Here is a 20,701-nt window from a genome sequence, read left to right as displayed (position 1 = left end):
ATTTCTTTCGTAAAGAGTAAATAATCGCACTCTACTCATCCTTTTCTCCAATAGCCATGCGTACTTTACCATCTGCTTTTTTCAATAAATTTGCACCTTCTTCAGCAGTCGATCCAGTTGAAATCATCACTATTGCTTGTTTCACATTAAATTGTGTCTCAATGAGAGCTTTCTCTGCTTCTTCATATGTAATATTGGTTACTTCACAAACAATCATTTTTGCACGTTCTTTTAGTTTATAATTACTAGCATGCACATCGACCATTAAGTTTTTATATACCTTACCAGCTTGAATCATAGAAACAGTAGAAATCATGTTAACAATCATCTTATGTGCTGTTGCGGCCTTTAAGCGGGTAGACCCTGTTAAAACTTCAGGACCGGTTTCTACCTCAATGGCTACGTTCGCATATTGGCTAATTGTAGCCTGCTTATTGCTTGATAGACTAATTGTTTTAGCCCCTACTGATTGAGCATAAGCCAAAGCACCAATTACGTATGGAGTTCTACCACTTGCGGCTATACCAACCACCACATCACTTGAAGTAAGATCTAATTGCTTTAAATCACTTTTCCCTAGCTCTTGATCATCTTCTGCTCCTTCCACAGCAACCATAACAGCACTATGACCTCCAGCAAGCACAGCCTGAACCATTTGGGGTGATGTGCTAAAGGTTGGTGGACACTCTACTGCATCTAGTAAACCAATTCGACCACTCGTACCTGCTCCTACATAAAGCAACCTTCCATTATTTGAGAGACCTTTATGAACAATATAAACGGCATCCTCTATTTGGGGTAAAACTCTCTGAACTGCGAGTGCAACTGTTTGGTCTTCTTCGTTCATCGTTTTGATAATTTCTTTTACAGTCATGATATCTAGGTTTTTAGTTTTTGGATTGGCACGTTCAGTTCCTAGTTTTTCCAATCGATTCATTTATATCATACCTTTCATCGTTCTGTTCATCCATTAATTGTGTCCACGACCTAATTACTTCTTTCCGGAGTTCTGGGCTATGTTCTATCCCTTCACTAACTAATGCATTTAAATACGAACCTACAACTGGTGGTAGTGTAGGTACATACAATTTGTTATCAAACCCTCGCATAGTATGTTTAAATGTTTCAAGAAATAATTCATTTGAAAATAGCCCTCCACAAAGTACAATCGGAAACTCCTTCGCAATTTTTTCCTTGGTAAGAATAGTAGAAATAAGCTCCACTAATGCCTTAATCGCTTGCTGAACTATATCAACAGCTGGTTGATATTTTTCTTCAGCTAAGTCTAAAACTAACATTGCTAGTGAAGCAATCGCTGTACGGGGATTCTCGTCGTCATAAACTGCTGGTACTAATTCATAAACATTTTGTAGATTGTAATGTTGTAAGACGATTTGTGTTAAGCGCTCATTTTTGGAAAGTTCCCCGTGCTGATCGTAATACGTTGTGACATAGCGAAGTGCTTCATTTCCTATATGATAACCGCTACCATCATCACCTAGTAAATAGCCCCAGCCGCCAGAACGTATGGTTCTAGCACCGTTATCCTGCACTAAATAAGCAATGGATCCTGTTCCCGCAATCACAACTAAGCCATTTAAGCTGAAAGTTCCACTTACTAAAGCAGGTAGTGCATCATTTGTAATTTGAATCCTACAAGGATGTGGTGAAAAATAGTCCATCATCCAATCATGCCAGGTTTTTTTATCGACATTCCGATCACCACCAGCAGTACCAATATAAATTCCAGAAATCTCTTCTTTTTTTATCCCATACCGGTTCAACAAATCATTTAATAATTCAACAATTTGTAATCGTACCTTTTCAGGTTTTGTAGATTTGATATTAGACCCTCCACCTACAACTGTGCCAATTATTCTGCCAGTTTTATCGCCAATGACACAGTAGGTTTTCGTTCCACCTCCATCCACGCCGATTAGATAACTTTCACTTAACTGCACCTGCTGTCAGCCCCTCCATAAATTGTTTGGATGCAACAAAGAATAGTATCATCATTGGTAAAGAAGCTAATGTTAGGCCAGCGAAAAGCGATCCCCAATCGGCTGAATGTTCACCAAACAGTGACAACATGCCGACTGGTATTGTCATCTTAGCCTTTTCTGTTATAAAAATTAGCGGGAAGAAGAAGTCATTCCATGCAGCGATAAAATTGACTATAACCACTGTGCCTAGTGCCGGTCGCATTAATGGAAGAAGAACACTCCATAGGACTCGTAGGTTTCCTGCTCCGTCCATTCTTGCTGCTTCCTCTAGCTCTATGGGCATTGTCTTAAAAAATCCAGTTAATATAAGCACCGTTAACGGCGTTCCTGTTGCAATGTTCATAAATATAAGGGACCAAAGTGAATTGATCAGCCCTAAATCACGCATTAATATAAATAATGGTACAATACCTAATTTAATAGGGATCATCATTCCCAATAAAAATATAAAGAAGATAGCATTGTTCCAGCTAAATTTAAAGCGTGCAATATAATAAGCCGCTAACGAGCAAAAAATTACAACCAGTACAACAGATGTAACACTAACTATTACACTATTTATAAAATATTGATCAAACGGGACTTTACTCAATAATGTTCTATAGGTATCTAAGCTAAAGTGCGTAGGAAGACCTAAAGGATTCTTAAATATTTCTGCACTTGTTTTAAAAGAAGATAAAAACATTAAAAAGATTGGATACAAACTTATAGTAGCCACTGCGAATACAAGGACATAATAAAATGGTTTTGACCACATTGAACTATTCTTCATACTACTCACCCTTACATTTCTACTTCTTTTTTATTTGTAAACTTTAGGAATATCATCGTACATATTAATATGAAGAAAAATAACACTGCCGCTAGGGCAGAACCTAGACCTATCGCATCAGAGCTTCCAGATGTGGAGCTTCCAAATGCTAAGCGATAAAAGAATACCGCCAACGTATCAGTTGAATAATATGGCTCTCCCATCGACCCCTGCATAGCATAGACAAGTTCAAATGCCTCGAAGGACTGTATAAATGTCAATACCGTCATAATCATGATGGAAGGAATCATTAAAGGTAAATAAATTTTACGAATCATTGTCATTCCTTTAGCACCATCTAATTTAGCAGCTTCTATTAGCTCACCTGGAATACTTTGAAAACCCGCTAGAAAGATTAATACACCAAACCCTAAACCAAACCAACAATTTACTAAGATTATAGAAATCAATGCCGTATTTGGATCTCCAAGCCATGCTCGCTGTAATTCCTCTAGTCCTAGTTTGCCTAGTAACATATTTAGAGTACCGAAGTTAGGATTTAAAATAAGCTTCCACAAAAAACCGACCACAATTACGGATAATAAACGAGGTAGAAAGAAGGCAATCTTGAAAAACTCAGCACCTCTCACTTTTTTGTAAATGACAAAAGCAAGTATAAATGCCAAGCCATTCATAACAATCATTTGAAGTCCAAAATAGAGTAGATTATGCTTGAAGGCATTCGTAAACATGGATCCATATGGCTCTGTCGTAAATAATGTAACGAAATTATCAAAGCCAACAAAAGACTCTCGTGAAAAACCTTTGAATGAATAGAAGCTATACGTTAATGCAGCTAGTATAGGATAGAGCACGAACACGCTATAAATAATTAATGCGGGAATAGGGAAAAGGTGGATAGTCCACCTTTTCCCATTCTTTCTTCCCTTCTTTTTCAAAGCAGTTTGTACAGTTGTCATCATTCATGGCCTCCTTTTTTGTTATTTAAAAGGCTCAAATGAGGTTTCTGCATTTTCCTGCAATTTTTGAGCTACTTCTGCTGGGGTAACTTCTCCTAAATACATCCCTTGTAATTCTGTTTCTAATACCGTTTTCGTAGTTGGGTCCCCACTTACAAAATTAATAACCCAGTAATACGGTGTTGAATTAGATTCTACTGCTTTGCTTAACTCACTAAGAAGCTTATCATCTGAAGTGATCCCAGGAATTGCACTAATCATTTTGAACTCATCAACAAATAATTCACCAAACTCTTTTGTTGTTAGGAATTCTAAAAATGTTTTTGCCGCTTCCTTATTTTTAGACTTTGCATTGATTGCAAAAGATCCATCTACCCAAGTCGTTACCGTTTGGTTACCTGCTTTCGATGGCATTGGGAAAAAGCCATAGTCTAAATCTGCATTTAACTCATTAACGACTGGGATTTCCCAGCTTCCAAGTGGGAACATAGCCGCTTGTTCCATCGCAAATAATGTACGTATGTCGTCCATTCCTAATCCTTCAGAATTAGCAGGAAAATACTTTTTCAAATCATTCATCGCTTCTATCGATTCTACAAATGCTGGGTCTGTAAAATCTTTATCACCAGTAACAAGTTTATCTGCAAATGTATTTCCATCTAACACACCTGCCCCTACAATTCCATGTGTTAGAGATAGTAACCAACCTTCTTTAGTTCCCATAGCAATTGGCGTAATACCTGCATCCAATAGTTTCTCGTTCACTTCGATAAATTCATCCCAAGTTGTCGGTACTTCAAGTCCCTGATCTTCAAATATTTTTTTGTTATAGAAAAATTGTGTTGAACTTATGTTTAAAGGAACGCCATATTGTTCCCCGTCAGTACCTTTAGAAGCTGCTAGATAATCCTCTGAATATTGGTCTAATCCGTTAATGTCTGAAATTGGCTCAACGAATCCAGCTTCTGCTAGCTTTAATCCCGCTGCATATGGACGCAAGTGGAAAATATCCGGGCCCTCACCTGCTTGTAAGGACGTATTTAAAACTGTATTGTATTCCGTATTTTTAGTTGGATTAAATTCTACCTGAATGTCAGGGTTTGTTTCATTAAATAAAGCAATTACTTTTTCGTACTTTGCTACATCTTCTGTACGCCAACTACCTATTGTTAGTTTTACTTTTTCTTCTGAAGCCGTTTCCCCATTTTCACTAGTACCTTCATCAGTATCCGCTTTCGAATCATTCCCGTTATCTGAACAAGCTGCTAAAACGAAAGTTACTAGCATTGCAAATAAAAATAGAAGCAAATACTTTGTCATTTTTCTCATTTTAATACGCCCCTTTAATTTGAAATGTACATTCCATAAACTAAATCATGAACGCCTAGCCTCAGTTCTCTTACATGAGAGTGCCTACCGTAATGCACCGCATTAGTTAACAAAACTACAAATAATTTTTCGTTTGGATCCATCCAGATCGAAGTACCTGTAAATCCTGTATGGCCAAAAGAACCTACACTCCACCTCCTACCACAAGATAATAACGGTTCAATACCAGACCAAACCTCAAAGCCTAAGCCTCGATGTTGGAATAATAGTGTATGACATAAATCCATCCATTCAGATGGTATAACCGACTGAGTTGATATACCAAGCCAAAATTTTGCGTACTGTACTAAATCCATTACATTGGTAAATAGTCCAGCACTTCCGGAAACTCCTGATAACAAAAATGCCTTTTCATCATGGGCCTCTCCCTGTACATATTGCTCCTCAACCATTTCAGTAGAGGCAATAATGGGCAGAAGTTCCTTCGATGGATTGAAACACGTGTTATCCATCAACCAAGGTTGAAATATTTCACTTTCTACAAACCTATCTAAGGATTTACCAGATACTTTTTGTATGATTTCCCCTAGTAAAATCATGCCTAAGTCACTATAAACCACTGCTTCTCCCGTCACATATTGTAGCCTTGACCGATAAACCTCGAGCAGTATATTTCTATTCTCACCTCGTTGAACCGGTGGGGTTAAATCCGCTGGCAAGCCACTATTGTGATGAAGAAGATGATAAACGCTAACAGAATCGTATTGAAAGTCAGGTAAAAATTTCTGCACAGGATCCTCTAATGCTATTTCGCCTTTCGTCAGTAACACCAAGATGGAGGGTAAGGTTGCTATTACTTTTGTTAAAGAAGCAACATCAAAAATAGTATCTTTTGTAATAGAATGATAGCTGCCATCTCTAGCCTTATATCCACCACAGCTATGTTGAAACAAAACTTCGTCATCACGTTGTACGTGTATGACAGCACCTGGAATCTTCTTTTCATCAACAAATTTTTGAATATACTCTTTTAGCATTACCCACCCCCCCAATAATCAGAAATAACAGATAATTTAGTTATTTAAAATATTATACTATAAATATTAAAGAATAGTGAAATTTTTTTTCAATTTCTTTTTTAGTCCCTGTGTAAGAAACAAACATGAAAATAGAAACATTCACGTTTATTTGAATTAACGTGAATGTTTCCTACACAGGGACAAACTAAAAACCCCCAGAACAAGTTTTTTACTCGCTCCAGGGGTTTGTTTATATTTATTATTTTTTCAAATCTTCAATTGATGTGATGTCCATATATGCTGGAACAACCAAGCCAATTTTTACACCTGTCATGCTTGTGCCAAGGTCTTCAAATTTACCATCGAATTTTTCAGCATACGTAGCATGTGTTAATGGCAACCATCCAGCAAGTGATGCATCTGCACTACCGTCGGCAATAGCTGTCCACATTGGACCTGCTTCAACTTGAAGCATTGTTACGTCATATCCTAGGCTTGTTAATACGATGCTCATAACGTTTGTACTGGCGATTTCACTATCCCATGCAACATATGCAAGTTTAATCTTGTCGCCGTCGACTTTTTCAATACCATCTGTCCATGCTGCAACTTTCTCGGGATTTGCATCTACCCAAGTTTGTGCAGCTACTTCTGGTTTTTCACCGTCTTTAATAGCAATCATAACTTCACCCATATCATCCTCTGACCAGTTGAAATTGGAAAGGACTTGGTGAGCTTCTGGCATTTCTTCTTGTAATCCAGTACGACCAATTGTGTGAATTTCTTCTTCCCCACCATATGAACCTTTTGGATCTTCAAGATATTTCAAATCATATTCAGCGAATTTCCAGTGAGGAGTCCAACCTGTTACGACAATCGGCTCTTCCGCATCATATGCTTTTTTTAGAGATGCTGTCATTGCAGCACTTGAACCACTTACCAGGTCCCACTCATCTAATTCATAATCTGTAATAGCTCTTTCTGTTGCTTCCATAATTCCAGCTCCAGGATCAATACCTGTAATCTTGTAGTCAAGTGACTCTCCAACTGAACTTGCATTTGAATCCGTAGATGTTGAATCATTTTTCTCTTCTGTATCCCCACATGCTGCTAACCCAAGTGAAAGTAATGCAACTGCTCCTAGACCTGTTAACTTTTTTGCTAATTTCATATTGTATTTCCCCCTAGTTTTTTCTTTCTATTTCCAGCGTATTGCGTGATTCTATCTAAAATAATCGCAACGATTACGATAGATAGTCCAGTTTCTACGCCAACTCCTGTTTTCAATTGTGTAACAGAACGGTAAACTTCTTCACCAAGCCCCGGTGCACCTACCATCGAAGCTATTACAACCATTGATAGGGATAGCATTATACTTTGGTTCACCCCTGCCATAATCGTAGGTTTCGCTAGTGGAATCTGGATTTTAATCAACCGCTGCCACGTCGTTGAGCCAAATGCTTCTGTTGCTTCTATTAAATCTTTCGGTACTTGCTGAATACCTAACATCGTTAAACGAATTGTTGGAGGCATTGCGAAAATTACCGATGCTACAACTCCCGGTACGACCCCAATATTGAAAAAGAAAATTGCCGGTATTAGATAGACGAACGCAGGCATTGTTTGCATTAAATCCAATATTGGATTTACTACCTTTCGAACACCCGCTTTTTGAGAACTAAGAATCCCTATAGGAATACCAATCACTAGCGCGAAGATGACTGAAGTCAATACTAACGTTAGCATCTGAAGCATTGGGTACCAATATCCTAAATAATCGATGAATAAAAGGCCAATCAGCGAGAAGAAGGCAATCTTCCTCGTAGAAATTAGTCCCGCTATTAAAGCAAAGATGAAAGCTAATAATATAGAAGGAACTAAATCCAATATATCCACTGAACCTTCTACTACTCCTTCTAGTACATCAGCAAAACCGTCTAGACCTGTTCCAAACGTATCTACTAACCAATCAACTCCAGTATCAATCCAATCGGCAAAAGGTAGGCGAGGTAATAGTTCATTCATCTTAAATCACCTCCGTAATAGGTTGCTCTGCGGAATCCACTGTTCCATCTTTGTTAATGAACTCATTATCGCCAGATAATGCACCTATGAGGGCACCACGTATAATAATTCCTTGTAGCTTTTGTTCTTCATTAATAACTGCTACAGGAATGCTTGCTGTTGAGACAACATCAAATAACTCTGTGAGAACCGTATCTGGTAAAATCATCGGAAGATCAGAAATAATGACATCATTCAGTGATTTCTCTGATTCGATTGCAGCTACAGTATCTTGCGCTGTAACAGCTCCTAATAAGCGATTCGCATTATCTACTACATATATAGAAGAAATACCTAATTGTTTCATCAGTCGAAGTGCTACACGAGGACCACGGTCAACTTTTACTGTGTCGGCTTTTTTCATGATATGACCAGCAGTTAGTACTTTAGATAAATCTACGTCTTCCACAAATCTTTCAACATACTCATTGGATGGACTCATCAGAATTTCTTCAGGAGATCCAATTTGAACAATTTCCCCGTCCTTCATCAGTGCTATACGGTCACCAATGCGAAGGGCTTCATCTAAATCATGTGTGATGAAAATTATTGTTTTTTGCATATCGTGATGAAGCTGAAGCAGCTCATTTTGCATATCTTTTCGAATAAGCGGATCTAATGCACTAAACGCTTCATCCATAAGCAAAATATCTGGATTATTCGCAAGTGCTCTAGCAAGACCAACACGCTGTTGCATACCTCCACTTAGTTGTTTCGGATACTGTTCCTCATATCCTGCAAGACCGACAAGTCTTAAAGATTCTATTGCTTTTTCGTTTCTTTCTTTTTTAGAAACCCCTTGGATTTCTAAGCCATACTCTGTATTTTCAACAATTGTTTTATGTGGAAAGAGGGCAAAATTTTGAAATACCATTCCAATTTTCTTCCTTCTTACATCACGAAGTTGTTCCTTATTCATCTGAACAATATCCTTACCATCTAGTAAAATTTTGCCCATTGTTGGATCTATTAATCTATTAAGCATTCTAACTAATGTTGATTTACCACTTCCGGATAAACCCATAATGACGAAAATTTCACCTTCATTGACATCAAAGGATACTTGTTTCACTCCAACAGTTGCACCAGTTGCTTTCAAAATTTCACTTTTTGATTTACCATCTTTCAGCAACTGTATTGCACGACCACTACTTTTACCAAAAATCTTTGTAGCGTCTTTTACTACTATTTTTTTATTTATATATTCTTCACTCATGCCTTCACTCCTCACCGTCCGAAACACACGAACCCTATTCATTATAGAGTGAACTTCATAAATTTTCAACAGTTTAAACTAAATTAATTGTTTGTACAGTAAAAACTGTACAATAAATATTTAAAAAAATTGCTTTTTGGGTAAGGATATAATACATTTAAATTTAGTTAGCTGGATTATGTGAACAAGGCTAATTTCAGTGGAGGGAACGTATATGGAGGACCATGAAAAAATAGATAAAGCACGGGAGAGAATTATAGAGACAATTGCCCAAAACATACATTTATACGGTTTGGTGCCTTCTGCAGGTAGACAATTCGGAACAATGTTTTTTCAAAATGAACCATTAACATTAGATGATATGACAGAAAAACTAGGCATGAGTAAAACAAGTATGAGCACTTCTGTCCGAGCGCTATCCGAACTAAAGTTAGTCGAACGTGCCTGGAAAAAGGGAGTTCGTAAAGATTTATATAAAGTGACAGATGATTGGCACCAAAGCTTCATCGATTTGTTTTCTATTAAATGGCAAAGATCAGTCACACTGCATACGGCGGCAATTAAAAAGTCACTGGCAGAACTTGAAGAATTATTACAGAATCCGGTCCTAAGTGAAGAATTACGTGAAGAGGTTCAAATAGATATTGATAAGCTTAAATACATGAAAGACTATTACAACTGGTTGGAACGCCTCATAGATGCTTTTGAAGACCAACGAATTTTCGATTTAGTTCCTAAGTTTGAGAATTCTAACGAAAATACTAAAAACTAATACAAGACCCCAAAACAGCTGCACTTTTTACAGTGCATACTATTTTGGGGTTTTTGTGTCCCTGTGTATAAAACAAACATGAAAATTTAAACATTCATGTTTGTTTGAATTAACGTGTTATTTTACAGATGTAGCTGGGAAATAACGACTTTTTAATCTAGTAGATGTTAACTCTAAGACAATTGCTAGGATTAGGATCATGTAAGTAATTAATCCGACCTCTCGCATATCAAAGTAGAATCCAGAAGCCATAAACAATTCGAATCCGATCCCTCCTGCACCTGCTGCGGCTCCCATTGCAACAGCTACAGAGAAATTGATTTCAAATCGTAAGAATGTCCAAGATAGTAAATAGGTGAACGTCGAGGGTAAGATAGCATGAGTTACGGTATGCCACCAGTTAGCACCAGTTGCAGTAAGCGCCTCCAATATCCCCTTATCTACTTCTTCAAAAGCCTCCGAAAATGCTTTTACTAAATATGCAATTGAGTGAAATAGCATTCCAAGAACAGCGGCTTCACTTCCTAACCCTGCTGCGATTGCAAAGATTAGTACCCATAAAACGGTTGGTACTGCGCGAACAAAGGCTACTAGAATTCGTACTGTTTTCGATATCCATTTGTTCGATAAATTAGTTGCTGCCATCAAGGCCAAGAAGAAGGCAATCACTGCTCCTAGAATTGTCGAAAGAAATGCTAATCCAAGCGTAATTCCTACTTGATAAAATGCCTCCCCCCATGTGAAGTGACTCAAAGCGGGTTCGAGGAACATCGTCTTCAAATTATATGCTGTTTCTGAAATTGCTTTAGTTAAATCTAAGCCAGAATAATTAAATGACATAAAAGCTAAAATAGTTAGTCCAAACAGAACAATCCCTGTCGCTTTCATGACGCGTTCTACTTTGTTGCCAGATTTAATCGAAATTCGACCATTTGACTTTTTTCTGATGTATATCGGTGTGGATGTTACTTCCATTATAGAATCACCTTCCGGATATGATTTGAAATCAGTTCTAGCATAATAACGGAAATGACGATACTAAGCGTAACAAGCGCCACTGCATGATAGTTAAGGGTTTTATAATAGAGGTCAAATGAGTATCCAATTCCCGTACCGGTTAAGATACCAACTAGTGTGGCACTACGGATATTTGTCTCGATCATAAACAAAATCCAACTGATCATTTGAGGCAAACATTGTGGAATAACTGCTTTATAGACAATTTGAAAGTAGGTAGCACCAGTGGCCCTCAAGGCTTCCACTGCACTTTGGCTAGCTTCATCGATAGATTCAATAAACGCTCTTGTTAAAAAGCCCAACGAGCCAACAAACAAAGCTAAGTACCCAGTCACTGAATTTTGACCAAAGGATAGAAGCAATATTAAAGCCCAAGCAACTACTGGAATATTTCTTGCCACCGATGCGATAAATCGAGCAAATGCACCGAGTAAATTACTTGTTCCAGTTGTTTTTGAACCCATTAACCCTAAAAAGAGAGAAAAGACTGTCGCAGTTGTGGTGGCTGCAATAGACATAAGAATAGTTTCCGCTAATTTCTCCAGTATTTTCGGGAGCCTTTCTAGCGTTTCTTGGGTAATAAATAGATTTGAAACTATCCAAGTAAAAGCATTTGGTAACGTAGCAATTCCATGAATGATATTAAAGTTCGTTATATCCGATGATAAATATGTCAGGACGATTATAATCGTAGCAAAAATAATCGTTTGCCATTTCCGTTGGTTTCGCATTACTTTTTCATTCACTTTGATTACTCCTTACACAGTAACTAACTGTCTTTTTTCTACCGTTTTTGTGCCATAAATTAGATCAGTACTGTCTGTAGATAATCTATAGCTAGGACCGTCAAAGACGATGCCACCTTTACTTAAGCCGATAATACGATCAGAATAGCTTCGTGCAATTTCCACTTGATGCAAATTCACAATGCATGTAATGTTAAGCTCCATCGTAATCGATTTTAAATAATCCATAATCACTTTAGATGCATTGGGATCAAGTGAAGCAATTGGTTCATCACACAGAACAATTTTCGGCTCTTGGATGAGAGAACGAGCAATTCCTACACGTTGTTGCTGACCACCACTTAGCTGATCACACCGTTTATAAGCATGCTCTTCAATTCCTAATTTTTTTAGAAGGTAAAAAGCTTGCTCCTTTTCATCTTCTGTAAATTTCCCTAATATACCTTGAACAGTTGTTTTATATCCGAATCTACCATGTAGCACGTTCTCGATAACAGATAAGCGTGGGACAAGATTATAATGTTGAAAAATCATGCCAATGTTTGTACGCATTTTACGTAGTTCTTTTTTGTTCAAACTACCTACATCATTACCATCAAAAATTACTTTGCCTTCGTCGATTTCCACCATCCGATTTATACAGCGTAATAGTGTTGATTTTCCAGCTCCTGATGGCCCAATAATTGATACAAATTCTCCAGCTTCTACTTCAAAGCTAACATCGTTAAGAACTTTCGCATCTGTGTTATATGACTTTCCTAATTTCTCCACTTTAAGTAAGGACATTTATCTAAACTCCTTTAGCTAATTTAATGAATAAGAGCATGCATTTATACGTATGCATACTCTTATTTTGAATACCTTGTTTACTATTTTGAAAGTTCACGAATTGGATTGAACCAAGCATCTTCTACTTCCGCGAATCTTTCATTTCCTGACTTAAAGAATAATCCACTCTCTCCTGAATCCTTTGGAACAAAGATCTTTTCATTGTTTGCAATTTCATCAGAGGTAAATAATTCTATTAATTTATCATAATCCTCTTGACCTAGAGCTTCTAAATTTGCTGCAAATGGTGCGTTTAATACTGGTGTAACAGACATTAACAAAAATTCTTTCCCTGTAACAGTGTTAAAAGGCTCTGCGGCATCGTCTTTAACTTTATAAACAGACCCTGCTTTGTTCGCTTCACCGTCCACTACATCTACGTAGTTTTCTACACATGTATCACAGAAAGCAGCGACCTCTGAATTGTTACTTAATAGGTTTACTGCTGAACCCTGATGTGAATTTCCGAATAGTACTTGAGAGAATAGCTTGCCTCCCTCCATCAAGTCTTCTGCTACTAAATCTTCAAATCCTGATTTTTTTACATAGTGAGAAATAATGGATGACGACGGTACCACAAATCCCGATGTCGAGCTATTTGATACAAATGAAATACTTTTTTGTTCTAATTTATCTAATGAAAATTCTCCGTCTACCTTGAAATCATCTTGTGCATCTACATTTATAGCTAACCAACTATGGTACAATGCGTCATCTAATGTACCTGATTCACCTGTTGGTACGACTAAAGGTTGAATAGCATCGTTTCCATTTTTAGCTTCGATATAACCTTGCGCTCCCATGAAAGCAAGGTCAGCGTTATTATTTATTAATGTTTCAATGGCAATTGCATAATCAGTAGTTAACTGATGTTCCACTGTTTTACCAGTAGCTTCTTCAATTACTCGTCCAATTTCATCACGCGAAGACTTCATATCCGAACCCGATTCATTTGGATACCAAGCGATTTTTATCACGTCATCCACTTCAGCGTTTTTCGCCCCAGCACTTCCTTCTGAACATGCAGATAACAATATAGCTACCACTAAAACCAGACTGATAATAGACCAATTTTTCTTCATTAATAATTCTCCTTTTCGCTAAATGAAATGGTAGTGCATTTAAAACCTGTTCGTACATGTATATTGAAACATAAATTATTTACCAATTGTGGAAATTTACAGTATCTTAGCAGACTATTAAACTTCTTTACATCTTGACAAGTATTATTTAGCTAAATCTTTCAAATAAAGGACTAACAATATCTCCAACTTCAATAGTGGCGCCATATGAGCCGTGAAAATCCGTGCCACCTGTCATAATTAGTCCATATTTTTCTGCTAAAATTTCTATCTTTTGATAATCTTCCGCAGTGTGATCTAAATGGTTTCTTTCAATTCCACCTAAGCCAACCTCTATTAGCTCGGGTATCAACTCATAGGTATTTAGCTGACCAGGGTGTGCAATGACTGCTATTCCCCCATCTCCGACAATGGCTTCTATTGCCTCAAATACATCAATGTATTGGATATCTCCTGAAGCAACACCATTTCCTTTAAATAATTTTTTATATAGCTCTTTATATATTTCAGATGTATAAGGGGCTTCCGTTAAATTATGCATAATATGTTGCTTGTAAATTATGTCGGATGGCTTTGCAGATTCCTTAATCGCTGCAATTTCAAGTTCATATCCAGCAGCTTTTATTTGTTGTATTTGCCAAAGCGAATGTTCTTGCCTTCGCTTTAACAATGGATTACAAATAGCTTGGATATGAATTGCTTTAGGATGATAGTTATATCCGAGCACATGTACTTTACGATTTCTTTTAAAGTCAAAGGCGGAGATTTCGATACCAGGTATGACTTTAACTCCGTATTTTTTACCAAGTGCAAGAACTTCTGGGAGTCCCTTGACTGTGTCATGGTCAACAAAACTAATATGCGTGACACCTTGTAGGCTTGCTAGTTTCATCACTGTTTCAGCATGTTCCGATCCATCTGAATAGCGGCTATGAACATGTAAATCAGCTTTCATAGGTTATCGTCTCTTTTACAACTGTTTGCTGTCTTGACTGTATATCGTAAACCTTGTCACAAAGACCTTCCATGAATTCAATATCATGAAATATTCCAACTAAGGTTGTGCCTTTATTTTTCAGTTTTTCAATCATTTCACGGACTTTTACTTTAGATTGTTGGTCGAGACTTGCAGTTGGTTCATCTAGCAATAGTAAACGTGGATTTTTCACCGTTGCCATCGCAATATTTAGTCTCAGCTTTTCCCCACCGGAAAACGTATTAGGATAGCTATCCCATAGTTTTGGATCCATTTCGAAATGTGTTAGTGCCTCTCCTGACTCCTTCAGAGCAACTTCCTCGGATTCACCCATTTCTAGTAATGCATTAATAACAAGCTGGCGGCAGGTTGTTCTTGGCATAACATTTAAAAACTGGGATACATATCCTATCTCATATTGGCGTAAATAAAGCATTTTTCTTTCCGATATTGTTGCCAAATCCACTTGTCCAAAACGTGCCGAGTTATATAAAATATTGCCGGTATCCGGTAAATAGGAGCGGTAAATACTCTTCAATATCGTCGATTTACCACTGCCACTTTTCCCAACAATTCCAATGAACTCTCCAGCTTCTAAAGAGAAATTGATATGTTCGATTGCTGGCATTGTTTTCTCTAAGTGATGAATCGTGAATCGTTTGCCAAAATCCTTGATTTCTAGCATTGTCATTTCACTACCTCCTTGATTTACTATTTAATCCGGTAATGTGTTGTCGTTATTAATGCTCCGTTTACCATTGTTGTAGTCAGCATCGGATACCCATCTTCCATACGTTCAATCACTAAAATATCCGCTTTCTTGCCAGGTTTTATCGAGCCCAACTCATCGTCCATTTTTACTGCTTTAGCAGGATTTAACGAGACCATCATAAACGTTTTGTGCAAATCATTACCATGCTTCTCGTGCAGATCAAAGATTGCGTGTAGCAATGCTGCTGGATAATAATCACTACAAAGAATATCTACACAGTCGTTTGCAACTGCTTCAGCCGCCGACAGATTGCCGGAGTGTGAGCCACCGAGAAGCACATTAGGAGCCCCCACAATTGTATGTAGCCCAATTTCCTTTGCTTTCTTTGCTACTTCAAGGGTTATAGGAAATTCACTAATTGTTGTTCCAAAGGATTTTACTAATTCTAACTTTTGAATTTTGTCATCGTCATGTGATGCAATCGCAATACCTTTTGAAATCGCAATGTCTGCTACTTCCTTTATTTTTTCACTTGTTAAAAATTCTGTACTTTGCCGCTCTGCAATTAACACATTGACGTCATCATCTGAAATGTCCCGGTACCCTTTTAATGTTTCACGATATACTTCAAGATTTCGATACTGACCTTGCCCTGGTGTATGGTCCATAAATGACAACAGATGGACTTTGCCATCCTCTATATTTTTTACAAGCGTGTCTATTTCATCTACATTGTCTATTTCAAACCGTGCATGCATGCGGTGACGGATTAAATGTAGTTCTTTATGCGTCGCGTCGATCGCATCTACCATTCGCTGAATATTATTCGGATTTCGCATCGGTTTATGGGTAAAAACATCTTCTCGATAAAATGACAGGGAATGAAACATCGTAGTGATTCCATGACTGATCAATATTTTCTCTGCTTCCCTCAAACTAATATTGAAGTCCATCATACTAGTTGGTCTAGGCGATGCTATTGTCTCAATATAATCCGAATGGATATCTATAAATCCAGGAGATATGTATCCCCCTCTTGCATCTATTAACTGCGCATCGGTATAGGTAGATACTATTTCTTGGGGAATTATCGACTGAATTATTTCACCTTCCACTACAACCGCATACCCTTCCAAAATTGTTTCTTCTGTTATGATTTTCCCATTATGAATAATGTACAAAGTCACCGCTCCTCTATAATAATGAGTAAACTAATTGCTGTGTGTACTCATGCTGTGGGTCTTCTAAAACTTGATCGGTTAAACCTTCTTCGATAACTTTACCGTTCAACAGCACGATGGTACGATCTGCAAGCATACGTATTACGCCTAAATCATGCGAAACAACAATCATACTAATCCCTAAATCTCGTTGGATTTTTTTGATTAAATCCAACACGTTAGCTTGCACGGAAAGATCCAATCCGGTAGTTACTTCATCTAAAAAGAGAATAGGAGGATTATTCGACAACGCCTTTGCAATTTGAACCCTTTGCTGCATCCCTCCCGAAAAGTTTCGCGGTTCTTCTTTCATGCGATGCAAAGGTATATGCACATTATTCAACAGTTTTTTACTCGTAGCTTCCATATTTGCAACATTGCGATTCCCTGCCGCAATTAATTTCTCCGCTATATTGCCGACAGAAGAGAAGTTCATTTTTAAACCATGGACAGGGTTTTGATAAACCATTCCATATACATGATTACGGATAGAGCGCTTTTGCTGGGAGGATAATTCAAAAACATTCTGCCCCGCTAATATAGAATCACTAATATACGCTTCTCCGGAAGTAACATCTGCATCGAAGTATAAGCATTGCATCATCGTAGATTTGCCACTTCCACTTTCCCCAACGATTCCTAAAATTTCTCCTGGGTACAAATCGAATGAAATATCCTGGCATGCATAAACTGTCCCGCAACTCTTACAGAAGTTTTTTTCTAAATTCCTATTCATAGGTTCAGAACAATCCTTGCACCCCGTTCCAAATTGCTTCCCCAGGTTCCTTACTTGGAGTATTGGCTTCTCATGCATAGCTAGTTTGCACCTCAACTTTCTCTTTCCTATTCAATTGATCCATACAAAAACTAGTGTCGTTGCATTGATGACTCTTTTCCCCTGTTTGTTGATCTATTATTTCATCTAAAAAGATATCTGTTGAACCACATAGGTGACACTTATGACCTTCAAAGGACTCCACAGTGAATGGATAGTCCTCAAAAGCTAGAGACTCCACATTCGTATAAGGTGGAACTGCATATATTTTCTTTTCTCGCCCTGCTCCAAGTAAGATTAAAGACTCTGATTGATGAATTTTATTGTTATCAAATCTAGGAATTGGGCTTGGTGCCATAACATATCGTCCATTTACGTAAACAGGGTGATCTGCAAATGTTGCCGTCCTTCCGTATTTCATGATTTGTTCAAATAACATGAGCCAAACACCGCTATAATCGTCTTCTGAATGCATTCTTTTCGTCACAAATTCCCTTTCTTCCACTCCTCGAAGTGGTTCTGGAGTAGGCACTTGTAAGACAATAATTTGATCTTTTGTTAAGGGAACTTCTGGTATACGGTGCCTTGATTGAATTATAGTTGCTTCTGAGGTTTCCTCTGTTAGCTCTACATTAGTGGTTTCATGAACTAACTTTTTTATACTAACTGCATTTACAGATTCGTCTGCACCCTGGTCAATTACTTTCAGCACATCCGACTTACCAATGATGGAAAGGGTAATTTGCAATCCCCCTGTACCCCAACCACGTGCAATGGGCATTTCTCTTGAAGCAAATGGCACTTGATAACCCGGTATTGCTACAGCTTTCATGATTGCACGGCGAATTTCTTTTTTAGATCCTTCATCGAAAAATGCAAAATGGGTATTAGCTTTCAACTGTTTGCCCCCCTTTCTTCACTTGACGGATACTATCGAGTTTTGATTGGAACGTCACATAATGTGGTAGCTTCAAGTGGGAAATAAACCCTGTGGATTCTACAGAATCTATATGCAATAGCACAAATTCTTCATCATGTGTTGGAAAATCTGATTCTGGTTGCTCCAGGCATTGATCTAAAATGCTCATAGCGATAGCTTTCGTTTCATTTTGCCCATAACAAATGCCATATCCAATTTCAAATTCCAGTTCATATTCGTTATTTTCATTTTTCACGTTCGTTGGAACAAAAGACTCAACTTCGGTTACTTTAATTTCACCAATATAAAATTCATCCTCGTCACTATGCTCCATCTCATTTGGATGCTGCACATAAATCGGGACAAATCCTACTCTAACTTCTCCGACAGTTGGATGAACCTGCCCATATCCTCTTAATGATGCATAGCCTAGTGAAGTAACTGCACCAGTTTGTCCTCTTGTTAGAACTTGAAGCCTCTCACTACGCGTTGTTGGAAATTTTAAACTTCGCTTTGTAACATCTATAGGAGGGGTATTGTCTGCCTTGTATGTTTCAAAAAGTCCTTCTTCTCGCAAGTAATCTACTACTTTAGGAAAATAGCTTACTTCGCCTAAAGCTTCAATTTGTTTTAATTGATCTTTATAATTTTGTAACCATTGTAGGTTATTTTCTAGATTTTCTTCTATTAATGTAAAATCTAGTAAGCGGTGTGTGTAATCATACGTCGCTCCTAATAATTGTCCACCTGGGATATCTTTGAAACTTGCTGAAATACGACGCTCTACAAACATCTTTTCAGGCTCAACTGTTTGACTGTAATAAGGACGGGGCAAAGTCGAACGATGAGCCCTCATAAGAAATACCGCCTCTTCCATACTTCCTTCCGCTTGCTTGACAGCAAGTGCTGCCAAGTATGGAGAATACAAGCTACTTTCTGACATAACTTGATCAACCATTCCCCGCATAGTTGACATAATCGTCTCTACATCAATTATTTCTTGACCTTTTAACCGTTCAAACTTTATGCGCTGAATAGATGCATCAATTGCCTGCGTGCCGCCTTTTACCGGAACGTATCCCATTAGCTCACCCCCATAACACTGATTGATGTTGTTCGAGGAATGCAGACTACTTGAGCGTTTTCGTCTGTGAAAATCAAATCAATACCTAGTGGATATTCTTTCGTTTTTTCGTTTCTCGCTTGCCACATCGAGTGATCAAAGCTTGTATGCAATTGTGCTGTTTCCTGAATTCCAGGACCTCTCAAAGTCAATTCACCTTCACTAGATAATAACGTGCTTTCAATAATCCAAGTTGACGATAGCTGAGGATCAATCAGGGTACCGTTTTTACAATTTTGAAGACCACTTTGTATAGCTGTTTCTGTATCTTCACGCAACACAATGACAAAGTCTGCTTCGTTAATTGGTGCATATTTTGCAGATGTATATTCTGAAATTTTTTCGATTAACTCTTGCTGATCCTCTGAAAGTATGTGAAATGTAGTTTCTGCATCAAAAAATGTCATGGCACTTAAAATAGTTGCGTCGTAACAAGGAAGATTCATATCTACACGCTCTGCTATATCAGTTAGGGACGAAATGGTGCCTGGTCTAGACATACTGTGCAATATTAATCTGTAAACTTGCTGTAAATCATGTACTTGATCAAACGTCATACTATCTCTCCTATTGGTTATTTAGACTTCCATCGTTTCAAAATTAACTTTTGTCTCAAAAAGCTCGGCTTGCTTTTTTGCTCGTTCTTTTATAATTTGCTTTTCTGCTTCTATTAAATAGGTTTCCCACGTGATGGTTTCAGGTAATTCCGCTTTATATGCAGCATCGATAATCGCTAAATGTTGTGCAAGCTTGTCTTTCATGCCGACTACAATTCCTATGCCAATACGATTATTAATCTCCACTTTTGCTTCTGTTATTAAGACTTCTCCTATATAAAATAGTGAGTTTTTTGCCGTTTCTCGCATTTTAATCATGGTCAATCCGTATTGAGGAGCTACAATTTCTCTACACTCATAAGTATCTACAATCGATTCCGCCAACTTTTGCGCCAACTGGACATTGCCTTGAACGAGAATCTCGGTTCTTCTTTTTCTTTTCATATGCATGAATCCTCCTTTGCAAATTCATCTTAACTTGTCGCCAAGTTCAAGTGTTTTAAGGTATCGTAAATGTTTCGTAAATGCTCTTAATAATTAATGAACAAATACGATTAAGAAAACCAGGCAAAAAAAACGCCCAGTCCTTCAAGAACTGGAACGTAGATATGC

22 protein-coding genes are annotated in these 20,701 nt (G+C 37.7%); 1 reads left to right on the top strand and 21 read right to left on the bottom strand.

The annotated features are described in order from the left end of the window. Nucleotides 1-31: 31 nt before the first annotated feature. The 9 genes from murQ to MKY29_RS01630 form a co-directional block, all read right to left on the bottom strand. The gene (murQ, locus tag MKY29_RS01670) at nucleotides 32-937 is read right to left on the bottom strand and encodes an N-acetylmuramic acid 6-phosphate etherase (protein WP_340878804.1); all 906 of its coding nucleotides are present in this window, start codon (nucleotides 935-937) and stop codon (nucleotides 32-34) included. Next, a complete protein-coding gene (locus MKY29_RS01665) occupies nucleotides 909-1,961 on the bottom strand; it encodes an N-acetylglucosamine kinase (RefSeq protein ID WP_093495254.1) in 1,053 nt (350 codons plus the stop codon). Before MKY29_RS01665 ends, murQ begins: the two co-directional genes overlap by 29 nt. Continuing rightward, entirely contained in the window at nucleotides 1,948-2,775 is an 828-nt protein-coding gene (locus MKY29_RS01660) for a carbohydrate ABC transporter permease (protein ID WP_340878803.1), read from the bottom strand. Before MKY29_RS01660 ends, MKY29_RS01665 begins: the two co-directional genes overlap by 14 nt. An 11-nt stretch (nucleotides 2,776-2,786) precedes the next feature. After that, a complete protein-coding gene (locus MKY29_RS01655; protein ID WP_093495421.1) occupies nucleotides 2,787-3,734 on the bottom strand; it encodes a carbohydrate ABC transporter permease in 948 nt (315 codons plus the stop codon). A gap of 21 nt (nucleotides 3,735-3,755) precedes the next feature. Next, nucleotides 3,756-5,063, bottom strand: coding sequence for an ABC transporter substrate-binding protein (locus MKY29_RS01650; RefSeq protein WP_241597763.1), 1,308 nt, complete (start codon nucleotides 5,061-5,063; stop codon nucleotides 3,756-3,758). Nucleotides 5,064-5,077: 14 nt separating this feature from the next. Then, on the bottom strand, nucleotides 5,078-6,100 hold the full coding sequence (locus MKY29_RS01645; RefSeq protein ID WP_340878802.1) for a serine hydrolase domain-containing protein: 1,023 nt from the start codon (nucleotides 6,098-6,100) through the stop codon (nucleotides 5,078-5,080). 241 nt (nucleotides 6,101-6,341) lie between these two features. Then, complete coding sequence (locus MKY29_RS01640; RefSeq protein WP_241597767.1) at nucleotides 6,342-7,253, bottom strand: glycine betaine ABC transporter substrate-binding protein; 912 nt, start codon at nucleotides 7,251-7,253, stop codon at nucleotides 6,342-6,344. Continuing rightward, nucleotides 7,250-8,107 carry an ABC transporter permease gene (locus MKY29_RS01635; protein ID WP_093495258.1) on the bottom strand — a complete coding sequence of 286 codons (858 nt, stop codon included), beginning with the start codon at nucleotides 8,105-8,107 and terminating at the stop codon, nucleotides 7,250-7,252. Before MKY29_RS01635 ends, MKY29_RS01640 begins: the two co-directional genes overlap by 4 nt. Before the next feature lies 1 nt (nucleotide 8,108). Next, a complete protein-coding gene (locus MKY29_RS01630; protein ID WP_241597769.1) occupies nucleotides 8,109-9,362 on the bottom strand; it encodes a quaternary amine ABC transporter ATP-binding protein in 1,254 nt (417 codons plus the stop codon). A 214-nt stretch (nucleotides 9,363-9,576) separates the two neighbouring features. Here MKY29_RS01630 and MKY29_RS01625 point away from each other — a divergent pair, with 214 nt between their 5' ends. After that, entirely contained in the window at nucleotides 9,577-10,134 is a 558-nt protein-coding gene (locus MKY29_RS01625) for a GbsR/MarR family transcriptional regulator (RefSeq protein ID WP_090565116.1), read from the top strand. 117 nt (nucleotides 10,135-10,251) lie between these two features. Here the strand turns inward: MKY29_RS01625 and MKY29_RS01620 are convergent, their stop codons facing one another. The 12 genes from MKY29_RS01620 to phnG form a co-directional block, all read right to left on the bottom strand. Then, nucleotides 10,252-11,109, bottom strand: a complete 858-nt coding sequence (locus tag MKY29_RS01620) for an ABC transporter permease subunit (protein WP_093495260.1) — start codon at nucleotides 11,107-11,109, stop codon at nucleotides 10,252-10,254. Then, a complete protein-coding gene (gene phnE / locus MKY29_RS01615) occupies nucleotides 11,109-11,897 on the bottom strand; it encodes a phosphonate ABC transporter, permease protein PhnE (RefSeq protein WP_093495261.1) in 789 nt (262 codons plus the stop codon). The genes MKY29_RS01620 and phnE overlap by 1 nt, the downstream gene beginning before the upstream one ends. A 12-nt stretch (nucleotides 11,898-11,909) precedes the next feature. Beyond that, on the bottom strand, nucleotides 11,910-12,683 hold the full coding sequence (gene phnC / locus MKY29_RS01610) for a phosphonate ABC transporter ATP-binding protein (protein WP_340878801.1): 774 nt from the start codon (nucleotides 12,681-12,683) through the stop codon (nucleotides 11,910-11,912). Nucleotides 12,684-12,766: 83 nt separating this feature from the next. Beyond that, complete coding sequence (locus tag MKY29_RS01605) at nucleotides 12,767-13,807, bottom strand: PhnD/SsuA/transferrin family substrate-binding protein (protein ID WP_340878800.1); 1,041 nt, start codon at nucleotides 13,805-13,807, stop codon at nucleotides 12,767-12,769. Nucleotides 13,808-13,955: 148 nt separating this feature from the next. After that, the gene (locus MKY29_RS01600) at nucleotides 13,956-14,762 is read right to left on the bottom strand and encodes a PHP domain-containing protein (RefSeq protein WP_241597774.1); all 807 of its coding nucleotides are present in this window, start codon (nucleotides 14,760-14,762) and stop codon (nucleotides 13,956-13,958) included. Further along, nucleotides 14,752-15,474 (bottom strand): phosphonate C-P lyase system protein PhnL, encoded by a 723-nt coding sequence (locus MKY29_RS01595; protein ID WP_090565128.1) that lies wholly within the window; start codon nucleotides 15,472-15,474, stop codon nucleotides 14,752-14,754. The genes MKY29_RS01600 and MKY29_RS01595 overlap by 11 nt, the downstream gene beginning before the upstream one ends. Nucleotides 15,475-15,494: 20 nt before the next feature. Next, the gene (phnM, locus tag MKY29_RS01590; RefSeq protein WP_241597777.1) at nucleotides 15,495-16,676 is read right to left on the bottom strand and encodes a phosphonate metabolism protein PhnM; all 1,182 of its coding nucleotides are present in this window, start codon (nucleotides 16,674-16,676) and stop codon (nucleotides 15,495-15,497) included. Nucleotides 16,677-16,689: 13 nt separating this feature from the next. Next, nucleotides 16,690-17,529 (bottom strand): ATP-binding cassette domain-containing protein, encoded by an 840-nt coding sequence (locus tag MKY29_RS01585; RefSeq protein ID WP_340878799.1) that lies wholly within the window; start codon nucleotides 17,527-17,529, stop codon nucleotides 16,690-16,692. Then, nucleotides 17,522-18,388 (bottom strand): alpha-D-ribose 1-methylphosphonate 5-phosphate C-P-lyase PhnJ, encoded by an 867-nt coding sequence (locus tag MKY29_RS01580; protein WP_340878798.1) that lies wholly within the window; start codon nucleotides 18,386-18,388, stop codon nucleotides 17,522-17,524. The genes MKY29_RS01585 and MKY29_RS01580 overlap by 8 nt, the downstream gene beginning before the upstream one ends. After that, nucleotides 18,378-19,493, bottom strand: coding sequence for a carbon-phosphorus lyase complex subunit PhnI (locus tag MKY29_RS01575; protein WP_340878797.1), 1,116 nt, complete (start codon nucleotides 19,491-19,493; stop codon nucleotides 18,378-18,380). Before MKY29_RS01575 ends, MKY29_RS01580 begins: the two co-directional genes overlap by 11 nt. After that, complete coding sequence (gene phnH, locus MKY29_RS01570; protein ID WP_090565139.1) at nucleotides 19,493-20,089, bottom strand: phosphonate C-P lyase system protein PhnH; 597 nt, start codon at nucleotides 20,087-20,089, stop codon at nucleotides 19,493-19,495. Before phnH ends, MKY29_RS01575 begins: the two co-directional genes overlap by 1 nt. A gap of 21 nt (nucleotides 20,090-20,110) precedes the next feature. Beyond that, on the bottom strand, nucleotides 20,111-20,533 hold the full coding sequence (gene phnG, locus MKY29_RS01565) for a phosphonate C-P lyase system protein PhnG (protein ID WP_340878796.1): 423 nt from the start codon (nucleotides 20,531-20,533) through the stop codon (nucleotides 20,111-20,113). Nucleotides 20,534-20,701: the final 168 nt, after the last annotated feature.

The organism is Psychrobacillus sp. FSL K6-2365, from assembly GCF_038003165.1.
GTDB lineage: Bacteria > Bacillota > Bacilli > Bacillales_A > Planococcaceae > Psychrobacillus > Psychrobacillus psychrodurans.
The sequence above is the reverse complement of the archived record's forward strand: the minus strand, read 5'-3'. Positions and strand labels throughout refer to the sequence as shown.

Coding starts and splice junctions, on each gene's coding strand:
- murQ (WP_340878804.1), bottom strand. CDS start 937: ATGAATCGATTGGAAAAACTAGGAACTGAACGTGCCAATCCAAAAACT.
- MKY29_RS01660 (WP_340878803.1), bottom strand. CDS start 2,775: ATGAAGAATAGTTCAATGTGGTCAAAACCATTTTATTATGTCCTTGTA.
- MKY29_RS01655 (WP_093495421.1), bottom strand. CDS start 3,734: ATGACAACTGTACAAACTGCTTTGAAAAAGAAGGGAAGAAAGAATGGG.
- MKY29_RS01650 (WP_241597763.1), bottom strand. CDS start 5,063: ATGAGAAAAATGACAAAGTATTTGCTTCTATTTTTATTTGCAATGCTA.
- MKY29_RS01645 (WP_340878802.1), bottom strand. CDS start 6,100: ATGCTAAAAGAGTATATTCAAAAATTTGTTGATGAAAAGAAGATTCCA.
- MKY29_RS01640 (WP_241597767.1), bottom strand. CDS start 7,253: ATGAAATTAGCAAAAAAGTTAACAGGTCTAGGAGCAGTTGCATTACTT.
- MKY29_RS01635 (WP_093495258.1), bottom strand. CDS start 8,107: ATGAATGAACTATTACCTCGCCTACCTTTTGCCGATTGGATTGATACT.
- MKY29_RS01630 (WP_241597769.1), bottom strand. CDS start 9,362: ATGAGTGAAGAATATATAAATAAAAAAATAGTAGTAAAAGACGCTACA.
- MKY29_RS01625 (WP_090565116.1), top strand. CDS start 9,577: ATGGAGGACCATGAAAAAATAGATAAAGCACGGGAGAGAATTATAGAG.
- MKY29_RS01620 (WP_093495260.1), bottom strand. CDS start 11,109: ATGGAAGTAACATCCACACCGATATACATCAGAAAAAAGTCAAATGGT.
- phnC (WP_340878801.1), bottom strand. CDS start 12,683: ATGTCCTTACTTAAAGTGGAGAAATTAGGAAAGTCATATAACACAGAT.
- MKY29_RS01605 (WP_340878800.1), bottom strand. CDS start 13,807: ATGAAGAAAAATTGGTCTATTATCAGTCTGGTTTTAGTGGTAGCTATA.
- MKY29_RS01600 (WP_241597774.1), bottom strand. CDS start 14,762: ATGAAAGCTGATTTACATGTTCATAGCCGCTATTCAGATGGATCGGAA.
- MKY29_RS01595 (WP_090565128.1), bottom strand. CDS start 15,474: ATGACAATGCTAGAAATCAAGGATTTTGGCAAACGATTCACGATTCAT.
- MKY29_RS01585 (WP_340878799.1), bottom strand. CDS start 17,529: ATGCATGAGAAGCCAATACTCCAAGTAAGGAACCTGGGGAAGCAATTT.
- MKY29_RS01575 (WP_340878797.1), bottom strand. CDS start 19,493: ATGGGATACGTTCCGGTAAAAGGCGGCACGCAGGCAATTGATGCATCT.
- phnH (WP_090565139.1), bottom strand. CDS start 20,089: ATGACGTTTGATCAAGTACATGATTTACAGCAAGTTTACAGATTAATA.
- phnG (WP_340878796.1), bottom strand. CDS start 20,533: ATGAAAAGAAAAAGAAGAACCGAGATTCTCGTTCAAGGCAATGTCCAG.